Source organism: Pseudomonas sp. PDM17 (genome assembly GCF_014851985.1).
In the GTDB taxonomy this organism is placed as follows: Bacteria; Pseudomonadota; Gammaproteobacteria; order Pseudomonadales; family Pseudomonadaceae; genus Pseudomonas.
In genome coordinates, this window is the sequence record NZ_JACVAT010000004.1 from 787,195 (window position 1) to 813,703 (window position 26,509).

The following is a 26,509-nucleotide window of genomic DNA, read 5'->3' on the forward strand; positions in this document are numbered from 1 at the left end:
CCCCGTGCGGCGCGTGCTGGCCCTGGCGCTGGCGTTGCTCGCGGGCAACGCCCCGGCGGCCGGCGTGGACGCCGCGGACCACAATGCCTTCTGGCTCTGGAGCGGCGTCGCACCCCAGCCGGTGCTGGCCCAGGCACGCACTCTCTACGTCCTGCAGGGGCAGGTCAGCGCGCCGCGCCATAGCGATGGTCGCGCCCGGCTGATTGCCCAGGGCATTGCCATCCCGCGCCTGAAGCAGGGCGAGGTGTGGGTGGTCTACCGCGCCCACACCCTGCGCTGGAACGAAGACATCTACCGCACCCTGCTCTCGCAACTGCGCCGCTGGCGTGCTGCCGGCAATCCGGTGGTCGGCGTGCAGATCGACTTCGATGCGCGCACGCGCTACCTGAACGAGTACGTCGACTTCCTCCAGGATCTGCGCACGCGTCTGCCTGCGGGCTGCAAGCTGAGCATCACCGGGCTGATGGACTGGGGCAGCAACGCCGCGCCGGAGACCATCAACCGCCTGGCCGGCGTGGTGGACGAAGTGGTGGTGCAGACCTACCAGGGGCGCCAGACCATCCCCAACTACCAGGCTTACCTGCCGCGCGTGGCGCGGCTGCAGCTGCCCTTCCGCATCGGGCTGGCGCAGTACGGGCAGTGGCAGGCGCCGGACTACCTGGCGAAGAGCCGGTGGTTCCGGGGGTATGTGGTGTTCCTGCAGAACCCTTGAGCCCGTTGGGACCCAGCCTGGAGGGCCCTTCGCAGGACGGGCGCTTTCCGGTAGCAGCGTAGGGCGCATAACGCCTCGGGCGTTATCCGTGATCGCGGGTATGGCCCGCTCCGACAGGGAGACTCCTGCGGTCAGTCAGTTCCCGCCACACCCGCACTTTCCGCAATCGCTCCCGCAACCGCCGGCTGCCGCTGGCTCCCGCGCATCGCGGGTACTGCCGCCCTTCAGGTTGCGCATCAGCAAGGCATGTTGCAGGTCCAGCTCCTCGGGCAGCGGAAGGTAGACCACATGCCCGTCACCGGGCGCGACGCCGGTGGATTCGCCGCGGTTGTTCTCCAGCGCATGCAGGCGGAAGGTGCGGTTGCCCGCCGGGGTCATCAGCTCGACGCTGTCGCCCACTTCGAAGCGGTTCTTCACCCGCACCTCGGCCAGGCCATTTCGGCGCTCGCCGGTGAACTCGCCGACGAACTGCTGGCGCTCGGAGAGGGAGTGGCCGTACTGGTAGTTCTGGTATTCGTCGTGCACATGGCGGCGCAGGAAGCCCTCGGTGTAGCCGCGGTGGGCGAGGGACTCCAGGGTGTCCATCAGGCCGAGGTCGAAGGCGCGCCCGGCGACGGCATCGTCGATGGCCTTGCGGTAGGCCTGGGCAGTGCGCGCGACGTAGTAGTGGGACTTGGTCCGGCCCTCGATCTTCAGCGAATGCACGCCCATCTGCGTCAAACGTTGCACGTGCTGGATGGCGCGCAGGTCCTTGGAGTTCATGATGTAGGTGCCGTGCTCGTCCTCGTAGGCCTCCATCAGCTCGCCGGGGCGGTTGGCTTCTTCGAGCAGGACGATTTCCTTCGTCGGCGCGCCGATGCCCAGGGTCGGTTGGACGTTGCGCACTGCGTGGCCCAGCTCGTCCTCATGGGCGGCGTGGGTCTGGTATTCCCAGCGGCAGGCGTTGGTGCAGGTGCCCTGGTTGGGGTCGCGGCGGTTGATGTAGCCCGACAGCAGGCAGCGCCCGGAATAGGCCATGCACAGCGCGCCGTGGACAAAGACTTCCAGCTCCATCCCCGGCACGCGCTCGCGGATCTCGCCGATTTCCTCCAGCGATAGCTCGCGGGACAGGATCACCCGCTTGAGCCCCTGCTGGCGCCAGAACTCCACGCTGGCCCAGTTCACCGCGTTGGCCTGAACCGAGAGATGGATGTCAACCTCGGGGAAATGCTGGCGAACCAGCATGATCAGGCCGGGATCTGACATGATAAGCGCATCCGGCCCGAGGGCGATCACCGACTCCACGTCCTGCAGGAAGGTCTTCAGCTTGGCGTTGTGCGGGGCGATGTTGACCACCACGTACAGGCGCTTGCCCTGGGCGTGGGCCTCGTGGATGCCGGTGGCGAGGTTGGCGTGGTCGAACTCGTTGTTGCGTACCCGCAGGCTGTAGCGCGGCTGGCCGGCGTAGACGGCATCGGCGCCATAGGCGAAGGCGTGGCGCAGGCTCTTCAGCGAGCCGGCGGGGCAGAGCAGTTCGGGGGAAAACGGGGTGGGGGACATGGCGGCGCAGCGGGTAGTGGGAAAAAGGCCGCCACTCTAGGAAATCCGCGGGCTGCGCGTGCTGAGCGAGGTCAACGGATGCTAAGTCCGTTATGTCCGTCCTGCTCTTCGTAGGATGGGTGGAGCGCAGCGATACCCATGCTGTCGGCGCGCGGAACTGATGGGTATCGCTTCGCTCCACGCCATCCTACACGGCGTTCATCCGGCGAAATCGGCTTGGCGCATTACTCCAGCCATTTACGGCCCTGCAGCTCCAGCAGCGTCTGCGCCTGTTCCGGCCCGTTGCTGCCGGCGGGGTAGGGGCGCGGGCTCAGGTAGTGCTCGTGCCAGCCCTTGATGATCGGGTCGACCCAGCTCCAGGCCGCTTCCACTTCGTCGCGGCGCATGAACAGCGTCGAGTCGCCCTCGATCACGTCCAGCAGCAGGCGTTCGTAGGCGTCCCAGCGGCGCTTGTTGGTGCTGAAGGCCTGGGCGAGGTTGAGGTCGAGTTCCACCGGCTCCAGCTGCATGCCCTTGCCGGGGGCCTTGGCCATCAGCTGCACGCTGATGCGCTCCTCCGGCTGCAGTCTTATCCACAGGCGGTTGGCCGCGCCGGCGCCGCTGCCGATCAGGCTGTTGGGCACCGGCTTGAACTGGATGACGATCTCCGAGCACTTCTTCGCCATGCGCTTGCCGGTGCGCAGGTAGAACGGCACGCCGCCCCAGCGCCAGTTGTCGATCTCGGCCTGAACGGCGACGAAAGTCTCGGTATCGCTGTCGTTGTCGACATTTTTCTCGAACCAGTAGGCCGGCACTTCCTGCCCGCCGATGTGCCCGGCGGTGTACTGGCCGCGCACGGTCTTGTCCTGCACGTCCTGCCCGGAAATCGGCCGGAGCGCCTGGAGAATCTTCACCTTCTCGTTGCGCACCGCCTCGGCGTCGAAGCGCACCGGCGCCTCCATGGTCACCAGGCAGAGCAGTTGCAGCAGGTGGTTCTGCACCATGTCACGCATGGCCCCGGCATGGTCGTAGTAGCTGCCGCGGTTCTCCACGCCCAGGGTTTCGCTGACGGTGATCTGCACGTGGTCGATGTGCCCGTTGCGCCACACCGGCTCGAACAGGGTGTTGGCAAAGCGCAGGGCCATCAGGTTCTGCACGGTTTCCTTGCCCAGGTAGTGATCGATGCGGAACACCCGCGATTCGTCGAATACTTCGCCGATGGCCTGGTTGATCGCCACCGCCGATTCCAGCGAATGTCCCAACGGCTTTTCCAGCACGATGCGCGCCAGCGGCCCGGCGAGACCGGCAATCTTCAGGTTCTGCGCAATCGGCGCGAACAGGCTCGGTGCGGTGGCCAGGTAGTGCACCAGCACCCGGCCCTCCGTGCGTTTGAGGGCCTTGGCCACGCGACCGAAGTCGGCGCTCTGGGAGGCGTCCATCGCCACGTATTCCAGGCGCTGGGCGAAACTGCGCCAGGCCTCGGCGGAAAAGTCGCTGCGCGCCACCTGGGCGCGGCAGTTGCGTTCGGCCAGGGCGAGGTAGGCGGCGTTGTCGCGCTGGCTGCGGGCGAGGGCGAAGATCCGCGTGTCGGCCGGCAGGCGATTCTCCCGGTGCAGGTGGTAGAGCGCCGGCAGCAGCTTGTGCAGCGCCAGGTCACCGCTGCCGCCGAACACCAGAATGTCGCAGGAGCTGGGAAGACTAAGGCTGGCGGGCGTATTCAAGACTTATTCCCTGGGCGTGGCGGTTAGTTTTGTAGTATAACTACAACAAGACTACATAAATTTCAGACAACTATCACCGAGCCTATCCCTGTGAACCTTTTGCAGCACATTGCCCAGTCGCGTCATCTGCTCCGCAAGTCGGAGCTCAAGGTTGCCGATCACGTGATGCAGGACCCTGCATCGGTCATGCACAGCTCCATGGCGGACCTCGCCCATAGCGTCGGCGTCAGCGAGCCGACCATCGTGCGCTTCTGTCGCGCCATCGGCTGCAGCGGCTTCCAGGACCTCAAGCTGAAGCTGGCGCAGAGCCTGGCCGCCGGCGCCAGTTTCGGCCAGTTCTCGATCAACGAGAGCGACTCGGTGGCGGACTTCAGCCTGAAGATCTTCGACACCACCCTGCACTCGCTGATGGAAGTGCGCGAGAACCTCGACACCCACGCCCTGGAGCGCGCCATCGCGGCCATCGCCCATGCCCAGCGCGTCGAGTTCTATGGCTTCGGCGCCTCCGGCGCGGTGGCGGCGGACGCCCAGCACAAGTTCTTCCGCCTGCTGCTGTCGGCGGCGGCTTACTCCGATCCGCACATGCAGGCCATGTCGGCGGTGACCCTGAAGCCCTCGGACGTGGCGATCTGCATCTCCCAGTCCGGCCGCTCCAAGGACCTGCTGGTGACCGCCAACCTGGTGCGCGAAGCCGGCGCCACGCTGATCACCCTGTGCCCCAGCCAGACCCCGCTGGCGGACCTGGCCACGGTGAACCTGGCGGTGGACGTGCACGAAGACACTGATATCTACACCCCGCTGACCTCGCGTATCGCCCACCTGGTGGTGATCGACGTGCTGGCAATGGGCGTGGCCATGGCCCGTGGCCCGGACCTGGTGAATCACCTCAAGAGCGTGAAGCGCAGCCTGCGCAGCCTGCGCCTGTCGCCGAAGGTGGTGAAGAACCACGAGGAGCGCCCGGAAGAGGCGTCCTGATTCATCCCTGACGGTGTCGCCGACCGCCCGTCGGCGTCACCGGCGCTTCACCCTCGCGTCGTCAAACGGTCATCCGCCGTCAGCATGCTGGCGTCTCCAGCCCTTAGGCCTTGGGAGATGCGAGATGCCCCGCCATATCGACGACACCCAGCTCCAAGTGGATAGCAAGACCCGCCGCAAGCTCGAAGACCAGCGCCGCATGCAGTTCCGTCGCGCCATCGAGGACCGTATGGAGGCCCAGCGCCTCGCCCTCGAAACCTCCGATTACCCCGACCTGATCGCGGCCGCCTACCTTACTTCGGCGAAGGCGGGCCGGCGAAGCGTTCGGCCAGCTGGCTGATCAGCGCCCGCTCTTCACGGATGAAGGCGACGAACGCCTGGGCTACCGGGCTCAGGCGCTTGCCGCGGGCGTGCACCAGACACCAGCTGCGGTAGAGCGGCAGTTCTTCCACCGGCAGCTCGTGCAGCAGCCCGGATTGCAGTTCGCGGCTCACCGCGTGGCGCGGCAGCAGCGCCAGTCCCAGACCCGCCAGCACCCCTTCGCGTGAACCCTCCAGCGAGGCGAACTCCAGCGTCTGCGGGAAGTGCGCGCGCTTCTGCTGGAAATGTTCCTCGCAGGCCTTGCGCGTGCCCGAGCCGGGTTCGCGGATCAGCAGCGGGTAGGGTTCCAGGTCCTTCAGCGAAAGCTTCGCGGCGTTGCACAGCGGATGGTCCGGCGGCGCCACGGCCACAATGGGGTTGTTCAGGAACGGCAGGAATTCCAGCGCCATGTCCTGCGGCACCAGCGACATGATCACCAGGTCGTCGCGGTTGTCCGACAGGCGCTTGATCACCTGGGCGCGGTTGACCACCGTGAGGTTCAGGCTGACGTCCGGGTGCTGCGCGTGGAAGGCGGCGAACAGGTGCGGGGTGATGTACTTGGCGCTGGATTCCACCGCCAGGCGCAGCTGGCCCTGCAGCGAGCCCTTGAGGTCGGAGAGGTTCATGTCCAGCACTTCCAGGCGCTGGAAGATGTCGGTGGTGGCGCGCAGCAAGGCGTCGGCGGCGTCGGTCTGGTAGAGCTTCTTGCCGATGTACTCGAACAGCGGCTGCCCGACCAGTTCTTCCAGCTGGCGGATCTGCAGGCTGACCGCCGGCTGGGTCAGGGCCATTTCCTCCGCCGCGCGGCTGTAGGAACGGCTTTCGCACACCGCACGAAAAACCTGCAGCTGGCGAAGGGTCATACGCATCAATGACTTACGCATAGAACACGGCCTGATCGCGACATTTCCGCTCAACTATAAAGCATTCTTTATGGCTACCCCAATAATTATTGATTTTGGTTAATCCTCCCTCCCGCGCTAGGGTAAAAACACGCCGGAACCCGCTCCGGCCGAGCCATACCTACAAGAAGTGTCCACAAGAGAATCCAGCTGCCGTGTCCGGGGCTGCCGATGGGTTTTTACGCCGGGGTCCAAAAGGCCCGGGCCGAGGGAAAGCCGCAGTGATCAAGAAAATCCTGATCGCCAACCGTGGGGAGATCGCAGTCCGGATCGTGCGCGCCTGCGCCGAGATGGGCATCCGTTCGGTGGCCGTCTATTCCGATGCCGACCGTCACGCCCTGCACGTCAAGCGCGCCGACGAAGCCCACAGCCTGGGCGCCGATCCGCTGGCGGGTTACCTGAACCCCCGCGCCCTGGTGAACCTGGCGGTGGAAACCGGCTGCGACGCCCTCCACCCGGGCTACGGCTTCCTCTCCGAGAACGCCGAGCTGGCCGATATCTGCGCCGAGCGCGGGATCAAGTTCATCGGCCCGTCGGCTGAAGTCATCCGCCGCATGGGCGACAAGACCGAAGCGCGCCGCAGCATGATCGCCGCTGGCGTGCCCTGCACCCCTGGCACCGAAGGCAACGTCGCCGACCTGGCCGAAGCCCTCTCCGAAGCCGAGCGCATCGGCTACCCGGTGATGCTCAAGGCCACCTCCGGCGGTGGCGGCCGCGGCATCCGCCGCTGCAACAGTCGCGAAGAGCTGGAGCAGAACTTCCCCCGCGTGATCTCCGAGGCCACCAAGGCCTTCGGCAGCGCGGAAGTCTTCCTCGAGAAGTGCATCGTCAACCCCAAGCACATCGAGGCGCAGATTCTCGCCGACTCCTTCGGCAACACCGTGCACCTGTTCGAGCGCGACTGCTCGATCCAGCGCCGCAACCAGAAGCTCATCGAGATCGCCCCCAGCCCGCAGCTCACCCCCGAGCAGCGCGCCTACATCGGTGACCTGTCGGTGCGCGCGGCCAAGGCCGTGGGCTACGAGAACGCCGGCACCGTGGAGTTCCTGCTCGCCGATGGCGAGGTGTACTTCATGGAGATGAATACCCGCGTGCAGGTGGAACACACCATCACCGAGGAAATCACCGGCATCGATATCGTCCGCGAGCAGATCCGCGTGGCCTCCGGCCTGCCGCTCTCGGTCAAGCAGGAAGACATCATCCACCGTGGCTTCGCGCTGCAGTTCCGGATCAACGCCGAAGACCCGAAGAACAACTTCCTGCCGTCCTTCGGCAAGATCACCCGCTACTACGCGCCCGGCGGCCCCGGCGTGCGCACCGACACGGCGATCTATACCGGCTACACCATCCCGCCGTACTACGACTCGATGTGCCTGAAGCTGGTGGTCTGGGCGCTGACCTGGGAAGAGGCGCTGGACCGTGGCCTGCGTGCGCTGGACGACATGCGCGTGCAGGGCGTGAAGACCACCGCCGCCTACTACCAGGAAATCCTCAAGAACCCGGAATTCCGTAATGGCCAGTTCAATACCAGCTTCGTCGAAAGCCACCCGGAACTGACCCAGTACTCCATCAAGCGCACCCCGTCGCACCTGGCCATCGCCATCGCTACCGCCATTGCCGCCCACGCTGGCCTGTGAGGAATTCGTACATGACCGTTTCCAAGAAAGTCACCGTCACCGATACCATCCTGCGCGACGCTCACCAGTCGCTGCTGGCGACCCGGATGCGCACCGAAGACATGCTGCCGATCTGCGACAAGCTCGACCAGGTCGGCTACTGGTCGCTGGAAGTCTGGGGCGGCGCCACCTTCGACGCCTGCGTGCGCTTCCTCAAGGAAGACCCGTGGGAGCGCCTGCGCAAGCTCAAGGCCGCGCTGCCCAACACCCGCCTGCAGATGCTCCTGCGCGGACAGAACCTGCTGGGTTACCGCCACTACAGCGATGACGTGGTGCGTGCCTTCGTCGCCAAGGCGGCGGTCAACGGCATCGACGTGTTCCGCATCTTCGACGCAATGAACGACGTGCGAAACCTGCGTGTTTCCATCGAGGCCGTGAAGGCCGCCGGAAAGCACGCCCAGGGCACCATCGCCTACACCACCAGCCCGGTGCATACCATCGATGCCTTCGTTGCCCAGGGCAAAGCCATGGCCGACATGGGCGTGGATTCCATCGCCATCAAGGACATGGCCGGCCTGCTGACCCCCTACGCCACCGGCGAGCTGGTCAAGGCGCTGAAGGACGCGTTGCCGCTGGATGTGGTCGTCCACTCCCACGACACCGCCGGCGTTGCCAGCATGTGCCAGCTCAAGGCTGTTGAAAACGGCGCCGACCGCATCGACACCGCCATCTCCAGCATGGCCTGGGGCACCAGCCATCCGGGCACCGAGTCCATGGTTGCCGCCCTGCGCGACACGCCGTTCGACACCGGCCTCGACCTGGAACTGATCCAGGAAATCGGCATGTACTTCCACGCCGTGCGCAAGAAGTACCACCAGTTCGAGAGCGAATTCACCGGCGTGGATACCCGCGTCCAGGTCAACCAGGTACCGGGCGGGATGATTTCCAACCTGGCCAACCAGCTCAAGGAGCAGGGCGCGCTGAACCGCATGGCCGAGGTGCTTGCGGAGATCCCGAAGGTGCGCGCCGACCTCGGCTTCCCGCCCCTGGTCACCCCGACCTCGCAGATCGTCGGCACCCAGGCGTTCTTCAACGTCCTGGCCGGCGAGCGCTACAAGACCATCACCAACGAGGTGAAGCTCTACCTGCAGGGCCGCTACGGCAAGGCGCCGGGCAAGATCGACGAAACCCTGCGTCGCCAGGCCATCGGCAACGAGGAAGTGATCGACGTGCGCCCGGCCGACCTGCTCAAGCCGGAGCTGAGCAAGCTGCGCGAAGAGATCGGTAGCCTGGCCAAGTCCGAAGAGGACGTGCTGACCTTCGCCATGTTCCCGGACATCGGCCGCAAGTTCCTCGAAGAGCGTGCCGCCGGTACCTTGAAACCCGAAGAGCTGCTGCCGATCCCCAACGGCAAGGGCGTCGCCGCTGCTGGCGGTGAAGGCGTACCGACCGAGTTCGTGGTCGACGTGCACGGCGAAAGCTACCGCGTGGACATCACCGGCGTCGGCGTGAAGACCGACGGCAAGCGCCACTTCTACCTGTCGGTGGATGGCATGCCCGAAGAAGTGGTGTTCGAGCCGCTCAACGAGTTCATCGGCGGCGGCGGCAACAAGCGCAAGCAGGCCAGCGAGCCGGGCCATGTCAGCACCACCATGCCGGGCAACATCGTCGACGTGCTGGTCAAGGAAGGCGACAGCGTGAAGGCCGGCCAGGCCGTGCTGATCACCGAAGCAATGAAGATGGAGACCGAAGTGCAGGCGGGCATCGCCGGTACCGTGAAGGCCATCCACGTAGCCAAGGGCGACCGGGTCAACCCCGGTGAGATCCTGGTTGAAATTGAAGGCTGACCAAGGACAGACGGGTCTTTAAGGTTCAGTCCCACGGGGGAGCATGATGCTCCCCCTTTTTTTGTCCGCTGGTTTTACCGCTTTGCTTGATCTGCGTCGGAAACTTCCTTCAGAAACTCATTAGCGTCGACGCTGGGAAAACTGACGGGGTTCGGCGATGGGGAGAGTCGTACTGGTGTGGGTGCTGCTTTGCGCGAGCGCCCAGGCATGGGGTCAGTCGTCGGAGATGATGGAGCGTCTCGCCGCGCTGGAGCAGGACCCGGCCAAGCGCGAGCAGGCCTACGCGGCGGCCGAGGAGCGCATCCTGCTGTGCAGCAAGTGCCACGGCAAGGACGGCAACAGCAAGCGCGAGTACATCCCCAACCTGGCCGGGCAGAACCCGCAGTACCTCTTCGACGCCTTCGAGAAGTACGTCGACGGCCAGCGCACCGACTTCGTCATGAACCAGGCGGCCAAGCTGCTGACCCTCAACGAGCGGGTCAACATCGCCTACTACTTCAGCCAGCAGAAGGTCCTGCCGCGCGCGGAAGCGGCGCCGGACCCGGTGCGGGTGGAGCAGGGCGCCCAGCGATTCGCCACCGTCTGCGTCACCTGCCACGGCAACAACGCCATGGGGCACGATGGATTTCCGCGCATCGCCGGACAGCCACAGGCCTACCTGACCCATGCCCTGCAACGTTACCGCGACAAGGACCCGAGCCGCGCGGACTCGCCGATGCTGGCGGTGGCGGCACTACTCAACGATGACGACATCACCTCACTGGCTGCCTATCTCAGCCAGCTGCAGCCCTGAAAGCAGCCAGCCGCCCGGAGGCGGCTGGCTGCTGTACTGAGCGGCGGACGCTTTACTGTTGCTGATTGTCGGCCGGTTCGGCCGGAGCGGCAGCTTGTTCGGCGGGGGCAGCCTGTTCTACCGGCTTGGCTTCCGGCTGAGACGCGGGCCTGGTTTCCTGCTGGGTGGCGGCGGGGACGGCGGTCTTCGAGGCTTGTTCTTCTTGCTTGTCACAGGCGGCGAGAACGGCGCAGGCGGCGATCAGGATGCAAAGCTTTTTCATGGGAGTGCTCACTCATCGAGGTTGGGTGGATACCGGTCGGCTGACCGGGGCGGCAAGCTTTGCCGTCGGCGCACGATGAGGCTATGTGTCAGTCTCCGAGACGGGCTGCGAAATTTCCGAATCTCTCGTCGTAACAGCGCCCATTAAAAAGCCCGGCTTCCGCCGGGCTTTTTCGTCAGTGGATCGCGATCAGAACGCCATCTGCCACTGCGCGATCAGCGCGTGGTTCTGCGCGTTGCTGCCCATCTGCCCGCTGTATCCGATGCCGACGGTGTTGCGCGCCGAGACGCCGACATCGAAGCCGACGTCCAGCAGCAGGCTGTTGCGATCCAGCGCGGTGCCCTGGACGCTGAAGGCGTCGCCGCCGGCGAGGAAGGACTGGCGGGTTTCGCTGTCGATGTCGCCGAAGGTGTGGCGCCAGCCCAGGCCCAGGCGCGGGGTGAAGCTCATGCCGTTGCTCAGGGTGTCGAGGCGGGCGATGCGCAGGCCGAGGGTGCTGCTCAGGTTGTCCTGGTCCTGGGAGTCGACGTGCAGCGCGGCGGCGCCGCCCTTCTCGTCGTACGAATCGCGCTCGTAGCGCTGGTAGTCCAGGCGTGCGTAGGGCTCGGCGCTCAGGCGGCCGTTGCCCATGGCGTAGCCGGTCTCGGCGAACGCCTGCCAGCTGTCGGCGTCGTAGTCGCCCTTGGGACGATCACTGAAGCCGTCGAACTCGACCCGGCGTTTGCTCTCGCCGTCATGGCTGCTATAGGCCGCGCCCAGACGCACCGCCAGCGGGCCGCTCTGGTGCAGCGCGTAGGCGCCCAGGTGCCAGCTGTCGATGTCGCCGGAGACGCCGCCGCTGCCGTCCAGGTCGGTGTGCGAGTAGCCGCCGAGCACGCCCAGGCGCCAGTCCGGAGTCACCGCCCAGTCGGCGCCGAGCAGGGTGCCGCCGGTGTTCTGTTGCAGGTCGCCGCTGTTGTCGTGTTCGTCGAGCTTGCCGTGGCTGCCGATGCCCTGGACCCAGAGGCGGCCGGCGGCGTTCGGGTCGTTCAGGTTGCGCGCTGCGCTGGGCACGCCAGTGGCGGCGAGCATCGGTGTGTCACTGTTCTCGGTGGCCGCCAGCAGGCTACTGCTGCCCAGCTGGCGCACGGCGTTGAGCATGGCGCTGCCGACCTGCTGGCTGCCGGCGATGGTCGCGGCGGCCAGGCTGGCGTTGCTGGCGCCGGCCAGTTGTTCCAGGGCGGCTGTGGCGTTGCTCGCGTCGCTGGTGATCAACGAGTTGTACAGCGCGCCACCGTTCTGGCTCTGCAGGGCGGAGGCGGCGTTGCGGCCATTGCTGCTGCTGGCCAGGTCGCCGAACTGCACGTCGTTGCGGGTCAGTTGCAGGTCGACGCTGTTGGCGCTGTAGCTCAGGGTCGGGGTGAGGAAGGCAAAGTTGCTCTTCACGTCGGCGAACTGGCCGCTGACGCCGCCGGTGGAGCTGATCACCTGCACGCTGCTCTGCCACGGCCAGTTGCCGCTGCCGGCCTGCACGGCGAGATGCGAGCCGTCGATGCGGGTGCTGCCGTCTACCTGCACGGTGGCGTGGGCGCCGCTGGGCTCCACGCCGAAGGACAGGGTCGAGCCGCTCTGCAGGCTCAGGTTGCCGGTCACATGGGCGGCGCCGGTTGCCGGTGAGGCGACCAGGGTGCCGGCGACGTTCAGTCCGCCGACGCTGCCGCTGCCCGAGTAGGTTGCGCCCTGGTCGATCTGCAGGGTGCCGAGGAGGCTGCCGGTGTTGTTCAGGCTGGCGCCGCTGAAGACTTCGCCGCCTTCGCTGAAATCGTCGGTGCTGGAGAGCGCCCAGCTGCCCTGTTTCACGTCCAGCCACTCGAAGTTGGCGCTGTTGCCGAAGCTGCCGCCAGCGGCGTCGTCGAGGGTCACGGTGTCGCGGCCGCTGCCGCCGTCCACCAGGCCTTCGAAGCGGCTGCCGGAGAGCAGCACCAGGCTGTCGTTGCCGCCACCCATTTCCAGGGCCACGCCGTTGCCGCCGTGGATCAGACCATCGTTGATCACGGTGTCGTCGAGGTCGCCGGACAGGGTCACGCCGGAAAGCTTCTCGCCAGTGATGGTGCCGTGGTTTTCCAGGTAGGTGGAGCTGAAGCCACTATTACCGTTGCCGTCGTCTACCAGGATGCCGCGGTCGACGCTGCGGATGATCGCGCCGGCGTAGTTGATGATGGTGCCACCGCCCATGGCGATGCCTTCGCTGCCGTTCGGCGAGCCGTCTTTCGAGCCGGCGGCGCCGGTGCCTTCGATGATGCCGTGGTTCTCGATGTGGCCGGTGTAGTCGATGTCCACACCGTCGCCGTCGCCATCCGGAACCAGCCCGTTGTAGGAGCCTGTGATGCGCCCGTAGTTGATCACGGTGCCATCGCCGTCGGAGCCGAAGCCCGAGCCATTGCGGCCGATGATCACGCCGTCGGCGTAATTGATCAGGGTGGCGCCGACATCGGTGGTGATGCCGTGGCGGCCGCCGCTGATGAGGCCGTGGTTTTCCACGTAGCCGCCCGAAGCGCCCTGGAAGTCGATGCCGTCGTTCTTGGTGTCGGCGGTGATCATGTCCGAGCTGCTGATCTCGCCGTAGTTGGTGATCGTCGCGTTGCCGCCGGGGCGGATGCCGTCGTTGCCATCGCTGTGGATGACGCCGCTGGCGCGGTTGATCAGGGTGACGGTGGCGTTGCTCTGCAGCTTGTCGAAGTCCAGCGCCTGGCCGGTGGCGGAATAGATGGTGCCGGCGTTGTCGACCAGCACGTTGCCGGCGCTGAACGGGTTGTTCATGCGGATGGCGTCGTCGTAGCCGAGGATGCGCCCGCCTTCGCGGTTGATGATCTGGTAGAAGCGTGTGGTGCTGTCGCTGCCAGAGGTATCGAACACACGGCCGGTGGTGGACTGCATCAGGCCGCTGTTGTCGATGACCACGCCGCTGCCGGTGGTTGCGCCCTTGAGGTCGATGCTCTTGCCGCTGGTAACCAGACTGCCGGTGCTGGTGACGGTCAGGGTGTCCTGGTTGGCCAGGGTGCGGCTGCCGGTCTGCGCGTCGCTGATGACGGGCGATACCGGCACGGCGTGGGCGGTTTCGGCGGCCAGGCTCGCCAGCACCAAGGCGATGCTCAGCGCGAGCGGGGAGGGCTTGTGCAGCATGGTACGGGCGTCCTTTTTCTTATCGAAGTGGCCGCCTTTTATAGCGATGGATTCTTACGCTTTTGTAACGGTGCTGGCCCCTTGCCAACTTCGTCGCCGGGCAGGGACGGGAGAAACCTTATATACTCTGCGGTCTTTTACCGTTTCCAGTGTGAGAATCGCCGTGAGCCAGCTGCCGCCCTGCCCCCAATGCAACTCCGAATACACCTACGAAGACGGCACCCAGCTGGTCTGCCCCGAGTGCGCCCACGAGTGGTCCGCCGACGGCTCGGGCGAGGCCGACGGCGACGCCCGCGTGATCAAGGACTCGGTCGGCAACCTGCTGCAGGACGGCGACACCGTTACCGTGATCAAGGACCTCAAGGTCAAGGGCTCGTCCCTGGTGGTGAAGGTTGGCACCAAGGTGAAGAACATCCGCCTGGTGGACGGCGACCACGACATCGACTGCAAGATCGACGGCATCGGCGCGATGAAGCTGAAGTCGGAGTTCGTGAAGAAGGTCTGAGCCTTCTCAGCGCTAACAAAAAGCCCGGCCATGTGCCGGGCTTTTTCATGCGCCTCTTTTCGCCGCAGGGAAGGGGCGAGGGTGAGCACCTATGTAGGATGGGTGGAGCTTGCGATACCCATCGCTCGCTGTTGCAGGAACTGGTGGGTATCGCTTCGCTCCACGCCATCCTACGAAGAGCGAAGCGGCTTACTCCTTGTAGTAAACCACCTGGTTGCTGGTCGCCAGCAGTGCGCCGGACTGGCTCCACAGCTGGGCGCTCTGGTCGAAGAAGCCGTTGCGGAATTCCTGGGCGCGGGCGTCGCCCAGCAGGTAGCCGGTGCCGACCTCGGCCATCTGCGCCGCGTCGGTGTGGAAGTAGGTGGTGATCGACACGGTGCCGGCCGGCACCGGGGTGGCGCGGCGCAGCCAGATGCGCGGGTAGAAGATGTCACTCATCGCCGCCAGGGACAGGAAGTCCAGCGGGCGGTCCTGGGCGTCGCGCAGCCAGAGCTGGCTGCGGCTGGTCTCGCCGCTGCCGTCCCATTGGGTGGGGAAGGCGCCGGAGACCGGGCGCATCTCATATTGCTTGGGCCAGGCCACCCCCTTGGCGGCGGGGTTCATCGGCTCGAAGTCGCTGGGCGGGGCGAGGTCCGGCGCGGGGATGTCGGTCAGGCTCCAGGTCTCGCGGCGCAGCGCGGTGACCAGGGTGGCGGTGGTGGTGACCTGCTGCTCGCCGGCTTCATCGGCCTGGGTCAGTTGCAGCAGCCAGTGCTGGGTGCTGCGGTTGGTGCGCACCGGCACGGCTTCGACCTGGAAGGCGCCGGCCACGACTGCTGCGGCGTAGTTCACCGTCAGCGACACCGGGCTGCCGAGCAGCTGCGGGTGGCGCAGTGCGCCCTGCAGCAGGACCGCAGCGGTGACGCCGCCGAAGGGGCCGACCATGTTCCAGTAGTCCTGGCTGGTATGACCCTCGTAGAGGTTGGGCTGGCCGGTCACGGGTTGCAGGGCCACGGCGCGGTCGAACGGGTGCAGGGCGGTATCGGTCATGACTCTCTCGGCGCTTTTTGTTCTGGGGAGAGGGTCTTGTAGGGGAAAGCGCCGAGTCGGGTCAAGGAGACCGAGTGGTCAGGGCGTGACCTCGAACCTGAGCGTACCGATCACCTGCCCGGCTTCCGTGAGCACCTGCACCTGCCAGTTGCCGCTGGGGTCGGTGGGGAAGTTCTGCTTGTGTGTCCAGGCGCGGTAGCCGGCCTCGCGGCCGCCCTTGATGTCGAGGGCGATGCGGTCCACTTCCTGGCCGTTCAGCCGCCAGGCATGGTAGATGCGCTCGTTCAGCCCGCGCGGGGCATTGATCGCGGTGTAGGCGTAGAGGCCCTGACTCTTGATCTGCGCAACGCTGACCGTTTCCAGGCTGTCGCCGGGGGTGCGCTGGGCGTTGTCGAAGCTCTCGGTCACCGCCATTTCGGTCATCCACAGGGTCGACGGCGGCACCCAGGCGCGGGCGAACCAACCCACCGCGCCGATGGACAGGGTCAGGCCGACGAGGGCGAACCAGCGCCACCATTTGTGGATCTTCACCGTGACCGCGAGGCTCGGGAAAGACAGCAGCACGGCGATGCCGAGTGCCGCCTGGTAGCTCTGCGGGGTGCTCAGGTGGAGGATGATCGGCAGCGCGGTGAGCAGCACCGCGAACAGCGTCAGGGTGTGGTAGCCGAGGAAGGTCCAGCGCCGCACCGACAGCCACTTGTAGTAGACCGGGTCGGTGATCGCCATCAGTCCGGCCAGCGTCAGCACGCCGGTGAACAGGGCCTGGCCGCTGTTCCAGGTGGTGGTGACGAAGAAGAACGGCAGGCAGAAGAACAGGCTTTCCTGGTGGATCAGCTGGGTCGCGTAGCGCAGCAGGCCCGGTGGCACTTCCCAGCCGAAACGGCGTTTGAAGCGGTCGGTAAGCAGGTTCTCCAGCATCAGCCAGATCCAGCTGACCAGCATGACGATGGCCATGGCGCGGGCAAAGCCGGCGCGGTGGCGGTCCACCATGATGAAGCTGAAGACGCCGGAGCAGAAGCCGAACAGGGCGATGACGCGCGGATACTTCTGCAGCAGGCCGAGGACGAGAGTGATGAGGCGCTGCACGCGCTCTTTCCAGATGAGCATGGGGCGGGAAGGCATTGCGGATTGGGGGCGAGATTGTAACCCCGGATGTCGGCGCGGGGCACGGGGAGTGACGGGAGGGGTTGGGTGTTTGGGCATGGACCCTCTCCCCAGCCCTCTCCCTGAAGGGAGAGGGAGCCGTCCGCAGCGTTGGGGCATTTGCGGCGTCAGCCGGCGAGCGCTGAGCTTTCAGAGCCTGCCGAACTGTCCCCTCTCCCCTTGGGAGAGGGTTAGGGTGAGGGCAGGCCATCGCGCAGGAGGTTGAGTGATTCGCGAGAAAGCTCGCTCCTACGAAAAGCGAAAAGCAGCCTCAGTGCTTCCCGCTCAATTCCTCCCGCGCGTAGTCGACGAACAGCTGCGCCGGCTTGGTCAGCTGGGCGCGCTTGAGCCAGGCGGCGACCAGGCCGGAGGTGCTGACCTCTTCGGCGACGTCCACCGTCACCACCTTCTTGCCGTCGTAGGTGCACTCGGAATGCGGGCGAGTGACCAGCAGGGAGAAGCCGAAGCCCTGGCCGACCATGCCGCGCACCATCTCGATCGACGGCGAGCTGAAGGCGATGTGCGGGTTCAGTCCCAGTTCCTCGAAGATGCGCACGAAGTAGGTGCGGCTGGGCTGCACGTCCAGCAGGATCATCGGCTCCAGCACCAGGTCACGCAGGGAGACCTTGTCCTGCTTGGCGAAGCGGTGATTCTCCGGCAGCAGCGCGTAGGGGCGCTGGGCGGGCATCAGCGGGTCGGTGGAGATGGTGGCGTCGAGGTCGTGCTCGTAGAGCAGCGCCAGGTCGAAGCGGCCGGCGGTCAGGCCCTGCACCAGCTCCTGCTGCTCGCCATCGCTGATGCGGATTTCCACGCCGGGGTAGCGCTCGCGGAAGCCCGAGATCAGGCGCGGCAGGTAGAGCGGGGCGACGGTTTCGAAGCAGCCGATGTCGATCTGCCCGGCCACCACGTCGTTGTCGGCGAGGGCGTTCTGCTCGAATTCGTGGGCCATGCGCAGCAGTTCCTGCGCCTTGCGGTAGAAGCGCGCGCCGCTGGGGGTGAGCGACACGCCCTGGGCGTGGTGGCGGATGAACAGCTGCACGCCGAAGCTCTCTTCCAGCCCCTTGATCGCCGTGGAAATGGACGGCTGCGCGATGTACAGCTTGCGCGACGCCTCGGCCACGCTGCCGCATTCCACGGTGGTCACGAAATACTTCAATTGCCGCAAGGTATAGGAAGCCACTGCACGCCTCGTTGATGCTTTTTTATACAAGATACCGCGTTGGGCCGGCCGGCGGGGGCGGCCCATGGCGAAGATTTTCCTCGCCGGGGACCACATTTTTCATGGCCTTGGCCGCCTGCTGCGACCCTCCGGGCGCGGGCATACTCCAGCGCAGCGCGTGAAAGCGCCCTGCAAATCCCGTACACGCAGCCTGGAGTAAAGCTCATGCGCATGGCCCTTTGGCAGACCTGCGGCCTCCCCGGCGATGTTGCCGGCAACCTCGACCAACTGGAGCGCCAGGCCGGCGCCGCCGCCGCTGCCGGCGCGCACTTGCTGCTCTGCCCCGAGCTGTGGCTGGGTGGCTACAACGTACCGCAGCGGATGAACGAGCTGGCGGAGGCGGCGGACGGCCCGTCTGCCCAGCGCATCGGCGAGCTGGCGCAGCGCTTCGGGCTGGCCATCGCCTACGGCTACGCCGAACGCCATCCGCAGGGCGGCAAGCCGTACAACTCGGTGCAGGTGATCGGCCCGTCCGGCAGCGCGCTGGGCCACTACCGCAAGGCGCACCTGTTCGGTGCCATGGAGCGCGAGGTGTTCAGCGCCGGCGATGTGCTGGAAGCGCCGTTCGACTATGCCGGCTGGCGCATCGGCCTGCTGATCTGCTTCGATGTGGAGTACCCCGAGGCGGTGCGCACCCACGCACTGAACGGCGCCGGGCTGATCCTCATTCCCACCGCGCTGACGCCCGAATACGGCGCGGTGCCGGGGGTGATAGTCCCGGCACGGGCGGTGGAGAACCAGTTGTTCGTTGCCTACTGCAACCACTGCGGCGTAGAGGACGGGCTGGCCTTCCTCGGTGGCTCCTGCATCGTCGCGCCGGATGGCGAGCGCCTGGCTGCCGCCGGGCCCGCGGAGAGCCTGCTGATCGTCGATCTGGACCCGCAGCAGCGCGCCCGCCAGGCCGGCACTTTCCCCTACCTGCCGTGCCGTCGCCCCGAGCTTTACGACGCGCTGAACCGCTGAATACGGGCCCTGCAGCGGTGCGCAGGCGCGCACCGTGATGGTGCGCAATGCTCCGGGCCGGTGCGTGGCTGCCCAGCTTTTTCATATATCCCGAAGACAAATTTAATAATTTTCCTTGGCAAGGCCTTGGGCGACCATCCAATCCACATTCGAACAACAACGTCCCTCGAGGGCGAGCGAAGCAGGAGTGCCCTGGTGTACGAGCTCAACGATTGGCGGCAGCGTGCTGCCCGGCAGACTTTCATCGACAGCGCGCTGATCGGCGGCCGCCGCGTGACTGCACAGGATGGCGCGACCTTCGCTGCCATCGACCCGGCGACCAATCGCCTGCTGGCCAATGTCGCCGCCTGTGGCGCAGCCGAAGTCGACGCCGCCGTGCGCGTTGCCCGTCAGGCCTTCGAGACCGGCCCGTGGGCGCGCATGGCGCCGCGTGAGCGCAAGGCCGTGCTGCAGAAGCTCGCCGAGCTGATGATGGCCCACCGCGACGAGCTGGCCCTGCTCGACACCCTGAACATGGGCAAGCCGGTGATGGACGCCTGGAACATCGACGTCCCCGGCGCCGCTGGCGTGTTCTCCTGGTACGCCGAAAGCCTCGACAAGCTCTACGACCAGGTCGCCCCGACCGCGCAGAACGCCCTGGCCACCATCACCCGCACGCCGCTGGGCGTGATCGGCGCCGTGGTGCCGTGGAACTTCCCCCTCGACATGGCCGCCTGGAAGCTGGCGCCCGCGCTGGCCGCCGGCAACTCCGTGGTGCTCAAGCCCGCCGAGCAGTCGCCGTTCTCCGCCCTGCGCCTGGCCGAGCTGGCGCTGGAAGCCGGCATCCCCGAAGGCGTGCTGAACGTCGTCCCGGGCCTGGGTGAAGCCGCCGGCAAGGCGCTGGGCCTGCACCCGGACGTGGACGCCCTGGTGTTCACCGGTTCGACTCAGGTCGGCAAATACTTCATGCAGTATTCCGCGCAGTCCAACCTCAAGCAGGTGTGGCTGGAATGCGGCGGCAAGAGCCCGAACCTGGTGTTCGCCGACTGCCGCGACCTCGACCTGGCCGCCGAGAAGGCCGCCTTCGGCATCTTCTTCAACCAGGGCGAAGTCTGCTCGGCCAACTCACGCCTGCTGGTGGAGCGCTCGATCCACGACGAGTTCGTCGAGCGCCTGATCGCCAAGGCCCGCGACTGGACTCCGGGCGACCCGCTGGACCCGGCCAGCCGCGCTGGCTCCATCGTCGACAACAAGCAGACCGCCGGCATCATGGCCTGCATCGATCGCGCCCAGAGCGACGGCGCGCAGCTCGCCTGCGGTGGCCGCCAGCTGAGCTTCAACGGCTCGGACAACTTCATCGAGCCGACCATTTTCACCGGCGTGCGCCCGCAGCAGTCCCTGGCCCGCGACGAAGTGTTCGGCCCGGTGCTTGCAGTCATCCCCTTCGACAGCGAAGAAGAAGCCGTGCGCCTGGCCAACGACAGCATCTACGGCCTCGCCGCCTCCCTGTGGAGCGACGACCTGCACCGCGCCCACCGCGTGGCGCGCAAGCTGAACGCCGGCACCGTGTCGGTGAACACCGTGGACGCGCTGGACCCGGCGATTCCATTCGGTGGCGGCAAGCAGTCGGGCTTCGGCCGCGACCTCTCGCTGCATTCCTTCGATAAATACACGCAGCTCAAGACCACCTGGTTCCAGCTGCGCGACTGAATGAAAGACAGGCCGCCGGGGTCGCGCCCGGCGCCTGAGCAACACCCGAATTCCTAACCGAACCGTTCGAGACGGCCGGTGAGACTGCCTAGGTAAGTCCGTCGCCCTCGATCCCCTGAAGACCCCTCAGGCCGGCTGCCGGAGCACCGCCGAGGGATAGAGGAGAAAGTCGATGACCGACCCGAAGAGAGCGCCACGTGATACCCGCGAATACCAGAAAGCGGACGCGGCCCACCACATCCATGCCTTCCTCGACCAGAAGGCGCTGAACGCCGAAGGCCCGCGCGTGATGGTGCGCGGCGAAGGCCTGCACCTCTGGGACAACGATGGCAACCAGTACATCGACGGCATGTCCGGCCTGTGGTGCACCAACCTGGGCTATGGCCGCAAGGACCTGACCGCCGCCGCCACCGCCCAGCTGGACGAGCTGCCGTACTACAACATGTTCTTCCACACCACCCACCCGGCGGTGATCGAGCTTTCCGAGACCCTCTTCAGCCTGCTGCCTGACCACTACAGCCACGCGATCTACACCAACTCCGGCTCCGAGGCCAACGAGGTGCTGATCCGTACCGTGCGTCGCTTCTGGCAGATCGAAGGCAAGCCGCAGAAGAAGATCATGATCGGCCGCTGGAACGGCTACCACGGCTCCACCCTGGCAGCCACCGCGCTGGGCGGCATGAAGTTCATGCACGAGATGGGCGGCCTGATCCCGGACATCGCGCACATCGACGAACCCTACTTCTTCGCCGCCGGCGGCGACCTGACCCCGGCCGAGTTCGGCCGTCGCTGCGCGCTGCAGCTGGAAGAGAAGATCCTCGAGCTGGGCGCCGACAACGTCGCCGGCTTCATCGCCGAACCCTTCCAGGGCGCCGGCGGCATGATCTTCCCGCCGGAAAGCTACTGGCCGGAAATCCAGCGCATCTGCCGTCAGTACGACGTGCTGCTGTGCGCCGACGAAGTGATCGGCGGCTTCGGCCGTACCGGCGAGTGGTTCGCCCACCAGCACTTCGGCTTCCAGCCCGACACCCTGTCCATCGCCAAGGGCCTGACCAGCGGCTACATCCCCATGGGCGGCCTGGTGCTGAGCAAGCGCATCGCCCAGGCGCTGGTGGAAGAGGGCGGCGTGTTCGCCCACGGCCTGACCTACTCCGGCCACCCGGTGGCGGCAGCGGTGGCGGTGGCCAACCTGCGTGCGCTGCGTGACGAGGGCTGGGTGAATGCGGTGAAGAACGACACCGGCCCGTACCTGCAGCAGTGCCTGCGTGAAGTCTTCGGCAACCACCCGCTGGTGGGCGACATCCAGGGCACCGGCTTTGTCGCTGCGCTGCAATTCGTCCAGGACAAGGCCACCCGCAAGCGCTTCGACAATGAAAACGACATCGCCTGGCGCTGCCGCACCATCGGCTTCGAGGAGGGCGTGATCATCCGCTCCACCCTTGGCCGCATGATCATGGCCCCGGCGCTGGTCGCCGGCCGTGCCGAGATCGACGAGCTGGTCGACAAGACCCGCCGCGCGGTGGATCGCACGGCCCAGGAAATCGGCGTTCTGTAAGGCGCCGGAGCCAACTGCAGGGTGGATAACGCGCGAGCGTTATCCACCCTGAGGCTCCACGAATACCGAATAACAACGCCGCGAGCGCAAAGACGCCCGCGCGATGGAACCCTTTTGTCCGGCTTCTGGCCGGGAGTACTGCCCAGCAACACAACAACGCCAATCCGGCTGTGGGAGTCGTTCCATGAAAGTGTCCTTGCTCACGCGCATCTCCATCACCTGTGCCCTTGCTGCCGCTGTCGGCAGCGTTAATGCACAGCCCCAAAGCATCACCGTCATCTCCTTCGGCGGCGCCACCAAGGCGGCCCAGGAGCAGGCCTACTTCAAGCCCTTCGAGGCCAGCGGCGCCGGCAAGATCGTCGCCGGCGAGTACAACGGCGAGATGGCCAAGGTGAAGGCCATGGTCGATGTCGGCAAGGTCACCTGGGACGTGGTCGAGGTGGAAAGCCCCGAGCTGCTGCGCGGCTGCGAGGAAGGCCTGTTCGAGCGCATCGACCCGGCGGCCATCGGCGACGAGAAGAACTTCGTCCCCGGCACCCTCAGCGAGTGCGGCGTGGCCACCTATGTCTGGTCCATGGTCATGGCCTACAACGGCGCCAAGGTCACCAAGGCCCCGCAATCCTGGGCCGACTTCTGGAACACCGCCGAGTACCCGGGCAAGCGCGGCCTGCGCAAGGGCGCCAAGTACACCCTGGAGATCGCCCTGCTGGCCGACGGCGTGAAACAGGAAGATCTCTACAAGGTGCTCGGCACCAAGGAAGGCGTCGATCGCGCCTTCGCCAAGCTCGACCAGCTCAAGGGCAACATCCAGTGGTGGGAAGCCGGCGCGCAACCGCCGCAGTGGCTGGCCGCCGGTGACGTGGTGATGAGCGCCGCCTACAACGGCCGCATCGCCGCCGCGCAGAAGGAAGGCGTGAAGCTGGGCATCGTCTGGCCGGGCAGCCTCTATGACCCGGAATACTGGGCCGTGGTGAAGGGCACGCCGAACAAGGCGCTGGCCGAGAAGTTCATCGCCTTCGCCAGCCAGCCGCAAACCCAGAAGACCTTCTCCGAGAACATCCCCTACGGCCCGGTGCACAAGGGCACGCTGGACCTGCTGCCGGCGGACGTGCGCGACGCGCTGCCCACCGCGCCGGCCAACCTCGAAGGCGCCCGCTCGGTGGACGCGGCCTTCTGGGTCGACCACGGCGAAGAGCTCGAGCAGCGCTTCAACGCCTGGGCCGCCCGCTGATCCTTTCCTGATCCAAGCCCGGCGTCCGCGCCGGGCCTGCCTTGCCAACGACGCGTGAGAAACACAATGACAACGACGCAAAACCAGGCGACGACTCTGGAGCTGAGCACCATCCAGCCCATCGCCGCACACGAACGACACGGCCGCGCCCGCGACCTCTTCACCATCTGGTTCGGCAGCAACATCATGCTGTTGACCGTGGTCACCGGCGCCCTGGCGGTCACCGTGTTCAAGCTGCCGTTCTTCGCCGCCGTGCTGGCGCTGGTACTCGGCAACCTGGTGGGTGGCGTGTTCATGGCCCTGCACTCGGCCCAGGGCCCGCAGCTCGGCGTACCGCAGATGGTGCAGACCCGCGGCCAGTTCGGCTCCTTCGGCTCCTTGCTGGTGGTCGCCCTGGTGGTGATCATGTACCTGGGCTTCTTCGCCTCGAACCTGGTGCTCGGCGGCCAGGCGCTGCACGCGCGCTTCGAGGTGATCGGCACCAACACCGGCATCCTGCTGGTGGGCGCGATCAGCGTGATCGCCACGGTGTTCGGCTACCGCCTGATCCACGGCTACACCCGCGTGATGTCCTGGCTGTCCGGCGCTGTGCTGCTGGTCAGCTTCGTCTGGCTGGTGTTCGTCCACGGCCTGCCGGCGGACCTGCTTGAGCGCAACGAGAACAACATCCCCGGCTTCCTCGGCGCGCTGTCCATCGCCGCGCTGTGGCAATTGGCGTATGCGCCCTACGTGTCCGACTACTCGCGCTACATGCCGCAGGGCACCGGTTCGCGCACCGCGTTCTGGTCGAGTTACTGGGGCTGCTGTCTGGGTTCGATCCTGCCGATGCTGCTGGGCGTGCTGGTCGGCCTGTCGGTGGGCGAGGGCGACGTCATTGCCGGCCTGATCGAGATGACCGGCGGCTTCAGCGCCATCATGGTCGCGGTGTTCTCCATCGGCATCGCCGCCACCAACTCGATGAACCTGTACTGCGGCACCCTCTCGGCCATCACCGTCGGCCAGACGCTGATTCCCGCCTGGTCGGCCAAGGCCGGCTGGCGCGCGGTGATTGCCCTGGCGCTGTTCGGCGGTTCGCTGACCATCGCCCTGCTCGGCCAGGACAACTTCATGGCCAACTACACCAACTTCATCCTGCTGCTGCTCTACGTGCTGGTGCCCTGGAGTGCGATCAACCTGGTCGACTACTACCTGATCGCCCATGGCGAGTACGACGTGCTGTCGTTCTTCCGTCGTGACGGCGGCATCTACGGCACCTTCAACTGGACCGCGGTGAACTGCTACATCCTCGGCATCCTGGTGCAGGTTCCGTTCATGTCCACCGCGCTCTATACCGGCGCCGCCGCGCAGGCCATGAACGGTGCGGACATCTCCTGGGTCGTCGGCCTGGGCGTGGTCTCGCCGGTCTACTGGCTGTTCAGCCGCAAGCGCCAACGTGCCCTGAAGGCGGCTCGCGCATGAGTCGTCGTACCGGGTTCTTCTTCGACGAGCGCTGCTTCTGGCACGCGACCGGGCTGCACGCGCTGATCCTTCCCGTCGGTGGCTGGTTGCAGCCGCCGGTGGGCGGCGGCCACGCCGAGTCGCCGGAGAGCAAGCGCCGCCTGAAAAGCCTGATGGACGTCTCCGGGCTGAGCGCTCAGCTGCACCTGTCCAGCGCGCCGCTGGCCAGCGAGGAAGACCTGCTGCGGGTGCACCCGGTCAGCTACCTGGAGCGCTTCAAGGCCTACAGCGAAGTCGGCCACGGCGACATGGGCGAAGAGACCATGGTCAGCCATGGCACCTATGACATCGCCCGGCAGTCCGCCGGCCTGACCATCGCCGCTGTGGATGCGGTGCTGCGCGGCGAGCTGGACAACGCCTACGCGCTGTCCCGTCCGCCGGGCCACCACTGCCTGCCGGATCGCGGCATGGGCTTCTGCTATCTGGCGAACATCGCCGTGGCGGTGGAGACGGCCAAGGCGCGCCACGGTATCAAGCGTGTGGCAGTGCTCGACTGGGACGTGCACCACGGCAACGGCACCGAGGCGATCTTCTACGGCCGCGACGACGTGCTGACCCTGTCGATCCACCAGGCCGACTGCTACCCCACCGGCACCGGTGCGGTGGGCGACATCGGCGAGGGCGCGGGCAAGGGCTACAACCTCAACGTGCCGCTGTATCCGGGCAGTGGTGACGACGCCTACCGTGTGACCATGGAAACCCTCATCGTGCCGGCGCTGGAACGCTTCCAGCCGGAGCTGATCGTGGTTGCCAGCGGCTTCGACGCCAACGGCGTGGACCCGCTGGCGCGCATGCTCGCCCACAGCGAGACCTTCCGCTTCATGACCGCCGCCGTGCGCGACGCCGCCGAACGCCTGTGCGAAGGGCGTCTGGTGGTAGTTCACGAAGGCGGCTACGCGGAAGCCTACGTGCCGTTCTGCGGCCACGCGGTGATCGAGGAAATGGCCGGCGTGCGGACCGAAGTGGTCGATCCCTTCCTGCCGATGCTCGAAGGCCAGCAGCCCGACGCGGACTTCCGCGCCTTCCAGCGCCAGGCGCTGGAGCGGATGGCGGCCAGGCTGCTCGGCTGATGTTGTTAGCATGGGGCCTGGCGACGTAACGGCGGATAACCGCAAGCGGTTATTCGCCCTACGTATTCGCCGGAGTCGGTCGTTCGTGTAGGGCGGATAACGCCCCAGGCGTTATCCGCCGTTTCACCGACTCGCAGGTTCATTGCCGAAGCGTCTAGAGTGGTGGTTCCATCCAAAACAACGGATCGCGCCCCATGAAGTTTCTGTCCCTTCCCCTGCTCCTGTCCACCAGCCTGCTGGCCTTTGCCGCTGCCGCCCAGGCTGCCGATGACTGCGCCGACGCCCAGACCCAGGCCGAGATCAATGCCTGCACCGGCGCCGCCTACAAGGCCAGCGACAAGCGTCTCAACGACCTCTACGGGCAGTACCGCCAGCGCCTGGATGCCGGACAGAGGAAGGCCCTGACCGCCGCGCAGAAGGCCTGGCTGAACTACCGCGATCTCAGCTGCCAGTTCGAGACGGCCGGCGCCAAGGGCGGCTCGGGCTACCCCATGGCCTACAGCAATTGCCTGAAGGCCATGACCGACAACCGGATCAAGGAACTGCAGGCGCTGTCCGATTGCCAGGAAGGCGACTTCAACTGCCCTGCGCCCAAGCCCTGATACTTGCAGGAGCAACGGTTCTTCCCCGGGTAGCTTCGTGTTTGCGCGTCCCCCTCACCCCAGCCCTCTCCCTCAGGGAGAGGGAGCAGACCGTGCCGGCTGAAGCTGCGGTTTCATCCTCCACCGCACGGTCCCCTC

Annotated in this window: 22 protein-coding genes; 14 read left to right on the forward strand and 8 right to left on the reverse strand. The window is 66.3% G+C overall.

All coding sequences use genetic code 11. The features are described 5' to 3' along the window. Positions 1-4 precede the first annotated feature (4 nt). The gene (locus tag IB256_RS17920; protein ID WP_192403499.1) at positions 5-712 is read left to right on the forward strand and encodes a DUF3142 domain-containing protein; all 708 of its coding nucleotides are present in this window, start codon (positions 5-7) and stop codon (positions 710-712) included. 135 nt (positions 713-847) lie between these two features. On the opposite strand, the gene yegQ is transcribed toward IB256_RS17920, so the two are convergent. Next, the gene (gene yegQ, locus IB256_RS17925) at positions 848-2,251 is read right to left on the reverse strand and encodes a tRNA 5-hydroxyuridine modification protein YegQ (protein ID WP_192403501.1); all 1,404 of its coding nucleotides are present in this window, start codon (positions 2,249-2,251) and stop codon (positions 848-850) included. Between the two features lie 224 nt (positions 2,252-2,475). Continuing rightward, positions 2,476-3,951 carry a glucose-6-phosphate dehydrogenase gene (zwf, locus tag IB256_RS17930; RefSeq protein WP_192294594.1) on the reverse strand — a complete coding sequence of 492 codons (1,476 nt, stop codon included), beginning with the start codon at positions 3,949-3,951 and terminating at the stop codon, positions 2,476-2,478. A gap of 90 nt (positions 3,952-4,041) precedes the next feature. Here zwf and hexR point away from each other — a divergent pair, with 90 nt between their 5' ends. Together hexR and IB256_RS17940 are read left to right on the forward strand one after the other, a co-directional pair. Continuing rightward, the gene (hexR, locus tag IB256_RS17935) at positions 4,042-4,926 is read left to right on the forward strand and encodes a transcriptional regulator HexR (protein WP_138213612.1); all 885 of its coding nucleotides are present in this window, start codon (positions 4,042-4,044) and stop codon (positions 4,924-4,926) included. 124 nt (positions 4,927-5,050) lie between these two features. Then, positions 5,051-5,266, forward strand: a complete 216-nt coding sequence (locus IB256_RS17940; RefSeq protein WP_081519099.1) for a PA3496 family putative envelope integrity protein — start codon at positions 5,051-5,053, stop codon at positions 5,264-5,266. On the opposite strand, the gene IB256_RS17945 is transcribed toward IB256_RS17940, so the two are convergent. Then, positions 5,220-6,155: a LysR family transcriptional regulator gene (locus tag IB256_RS17945; protein ID WP_138213613.1), complete on the reverse strand. Its 936-nt coding sequence runs from the start codon at positions 6,153-6,155 to the stop codon at positions 5,220-5,222. The two genes, IB256_RS17940 and IB256_RS17945, sit on opposite strands and share 47 nt — an antisense overlap. A gap of 254 nt (positions 6,156-6,409) precedes the next feature. Between IB256_RS17945 and IB256_RS17950 the strand changes: the two genes are divergently transcribed. The 3 genes from IB256_RS17950 to IB256_RS17960 all read left to right on the forward strand — a co-directional run bounded on the left by IB256_RS17950 (position 6,410) and on the right by IB256_RS17960 (position 10,444). Further along, entirely contained in the window at positions 6,410-7,825 is a 1,416-nt protein-coding gene (locus IB256_RS17950) for an acetyl-CoA carboxylase biotin carboxylase subunit (protein ID WP_024766119.1), read from the forward strand. Positions 7,826-7,836: 11 nt separating this feature from the next. Continuing rightward, positions 7,837-9,651: a sodium-extruding oxaloacetate decarboxylase subunit alpha gene (oadA, locus tag IB256_RS17955; RefSeq protein WP_192294596.1), complete on the forward strand. Its 1,815-nt coding sequence runs from the start codon at positions 7,837-7,839 to the stop codon at positions 9,649-9,651. Between the two features lie 157 nt (positions 9,652-9,808). Then, positions 9,809-10,444, forward strand: a complete 636-nt coding sequence (locus tag IB256_RS17960) for a c-type cytochrome (protein WP_225601796.1) — start codon at positions 9,809-9,811, stop codon at positions 10,442-10,444. Positions 10,445-10,496: 52 nt separating this feature from the next. On the opposite strand, the gene IB256_RS17965 is transcribed toward IB256_RS17960, so the two are convergent. Both IB256_RS17965 and IB256_RS17970 read right to left on the reverse strand, forming a co-directional pair. Next, a complete protein-coding gene (locus IB256_RS17965; protein WP_192403503.1) occupies positions 10,497-10,706 on the reverse strand; it encodes a hypothetical protein in 210 nt (69 codons plus the stop codon). A gap of 189 nt (positions 10,707-10,895) precedes the next feature. Continuing rightward, entirely contained in the window at positions 10,896-13,868 is a 2,973-nt protein-coding gene (locus tag IB256_RS17970; RefSeq protein WP_192294607.1) for an autotransporter domain-containing protein, read from the reverse strand. Between the two features lie 163 nt (positions 13,869-14,031). Here IB256_RS17970 and IB256_RS17975 point away from each other — a divergent pair, with 163 nt between their 5' ends. Continuing rightward, the gene (locus IB256_RS17975; protein ID WP_192294609.1) at positions 14,032-14,373 is read left to right on the forward strand and encodes a zinc ribbon domain-containing protein YjdM; all 342 of its coding nucleotides are present in this window, start codon (positions 14,032-14,034) and stop codon (positions 14,371-14,373) included. A gap of 189 nt (positions 14,374-14,562) precedes the next feature. Here IB256_RS17975 and IB256_RS17980 read toward each other — a convergent pair whose 3' ends face one another. The 3 genes from IB256_RS17980 to IB256_RS17990 form a co-directional block, all read right to left on the reverse strand. Further along, a complete protein-coding gene (locus tag IB256_RS17980) occupies positions 14,563-15,402 on the reverse strand; it encodes an acyl-CoA thioesterase (RefSeq protein WP_192403505.1) in 840 nt (279 codons plus the stop codon). Between the two features lie 78 nt (positions 15,403-15,480). Then, positions 15,481-16,509, reverse strand: a complete 1,029-nt coding sequence (locus tag IB256_RS17985) for a DUF5924 family protein (RefSeq protein WP_138213619.1) — start codon at positions 16,507-16,509, stop codon at positions 15,481-15,483. Positions 16,510-16,816: 307 nt separating this feature from the next. Further along, complete coding sequence (locus IB256_RS17990) at positions 16,817-17,725, reverse strand: LysR substrate-binding domain-containing protein (RefSeq protein WP_081519107.1); 909 nt, start codon at positions 17,723-17,725, stop codon at positions 16,817-16,819. 204 nt (positions 17,726-17,929) lie between these two features. Between IB256_RS17990 and IB256_RS17995 the strand changes: the two genes are divergently transcribed. The 7 genes from IB256_RS17995 (at position 17,930) to IB256_RS18025 (ending at position 26,371) form a co-directional block, all read left to right on the forward strand. After that, entirely contained in the window at positions 17,930-18,727 is a 798-nt protein-coding gene (locus IB256_RS17995) for a carbon-nitrogen hydrolase family protein (RefSeq protein ID WP_192403507.1), read from the forward strand. 195 nt (positions 18,728-18,922) lie between these two features. Continuing rightward, positions 18,923-20,416: an aldehyde dehydrogenase gene (locus IB256_RS18000; protein WP_192403509.1), complete on the forward strand. Its 1,494-nt coding sequence runs from the start codon at positions 18,923-18,925 to the stop codon at positions 20,414-20,416. A 172-nt stretch (positions 20,417-20,588) separates the two neighbouring features. Then, positions 20,589-21,971, forward strand: coding sequence for an aspartate aminotransferase family protein (locus IB256_RS18005; RefSeq protein ID WP_192403511.1), 1,383 nt, complete (start codon positions 20,589-20,591; stop codon positions 21,969-21,971). A 184-nt stretch (positions 21,972-22,155) separates the two neighbouring features. Beyond that, entirely contained in the window at positions 22,156-23,202 is a 1,047-nt protein-coding gene (locus IB256_RS18010) for an ABC transporter substrate-binding protein (RefSeq protein ID WP_192294619.1), read from the forward strand. A gap of 66 nt (positions 23,203-23,268) precedes the next feature. After that, positions 23,269-24,660 (forward strand): purine-cytosine permease family protein, encoded by a 1,392-nt coding sequence (locus IB256_RS18015; protein ID WP_081519112.1) that lies wholly within the window; start codon positions 23,269-23,271, stop codon positions 24,658-24,660. Beyond that, positions 24,657-25,769, forward strand: coding sequence for a class II histone deacetylase (locus IB256_RS18020; RefSeq protein ID WP_192403513.1), 1,113 nt, complete (start codon positions 24,657-24,659; stop codon positions 25,767-25,769). Before IB256_RS18015 ends, IB256_RS18020 begins: the two co-directional genes overlap by 4 nt. Positions 25,770-25,963: 194 nt before the next feature. Further along, a complete protein-coding gene (locus IB256_RS18025; RefSeq protein WP_192294623.1) occupies positions 25,964-26,371 on the forward strand; it encodes a lysozyme inhibitor LprI family protein in 408 nt (135 codons plus the stop codon). Positions 26,372-26,509: the final 138 nt, after the last annotated feature.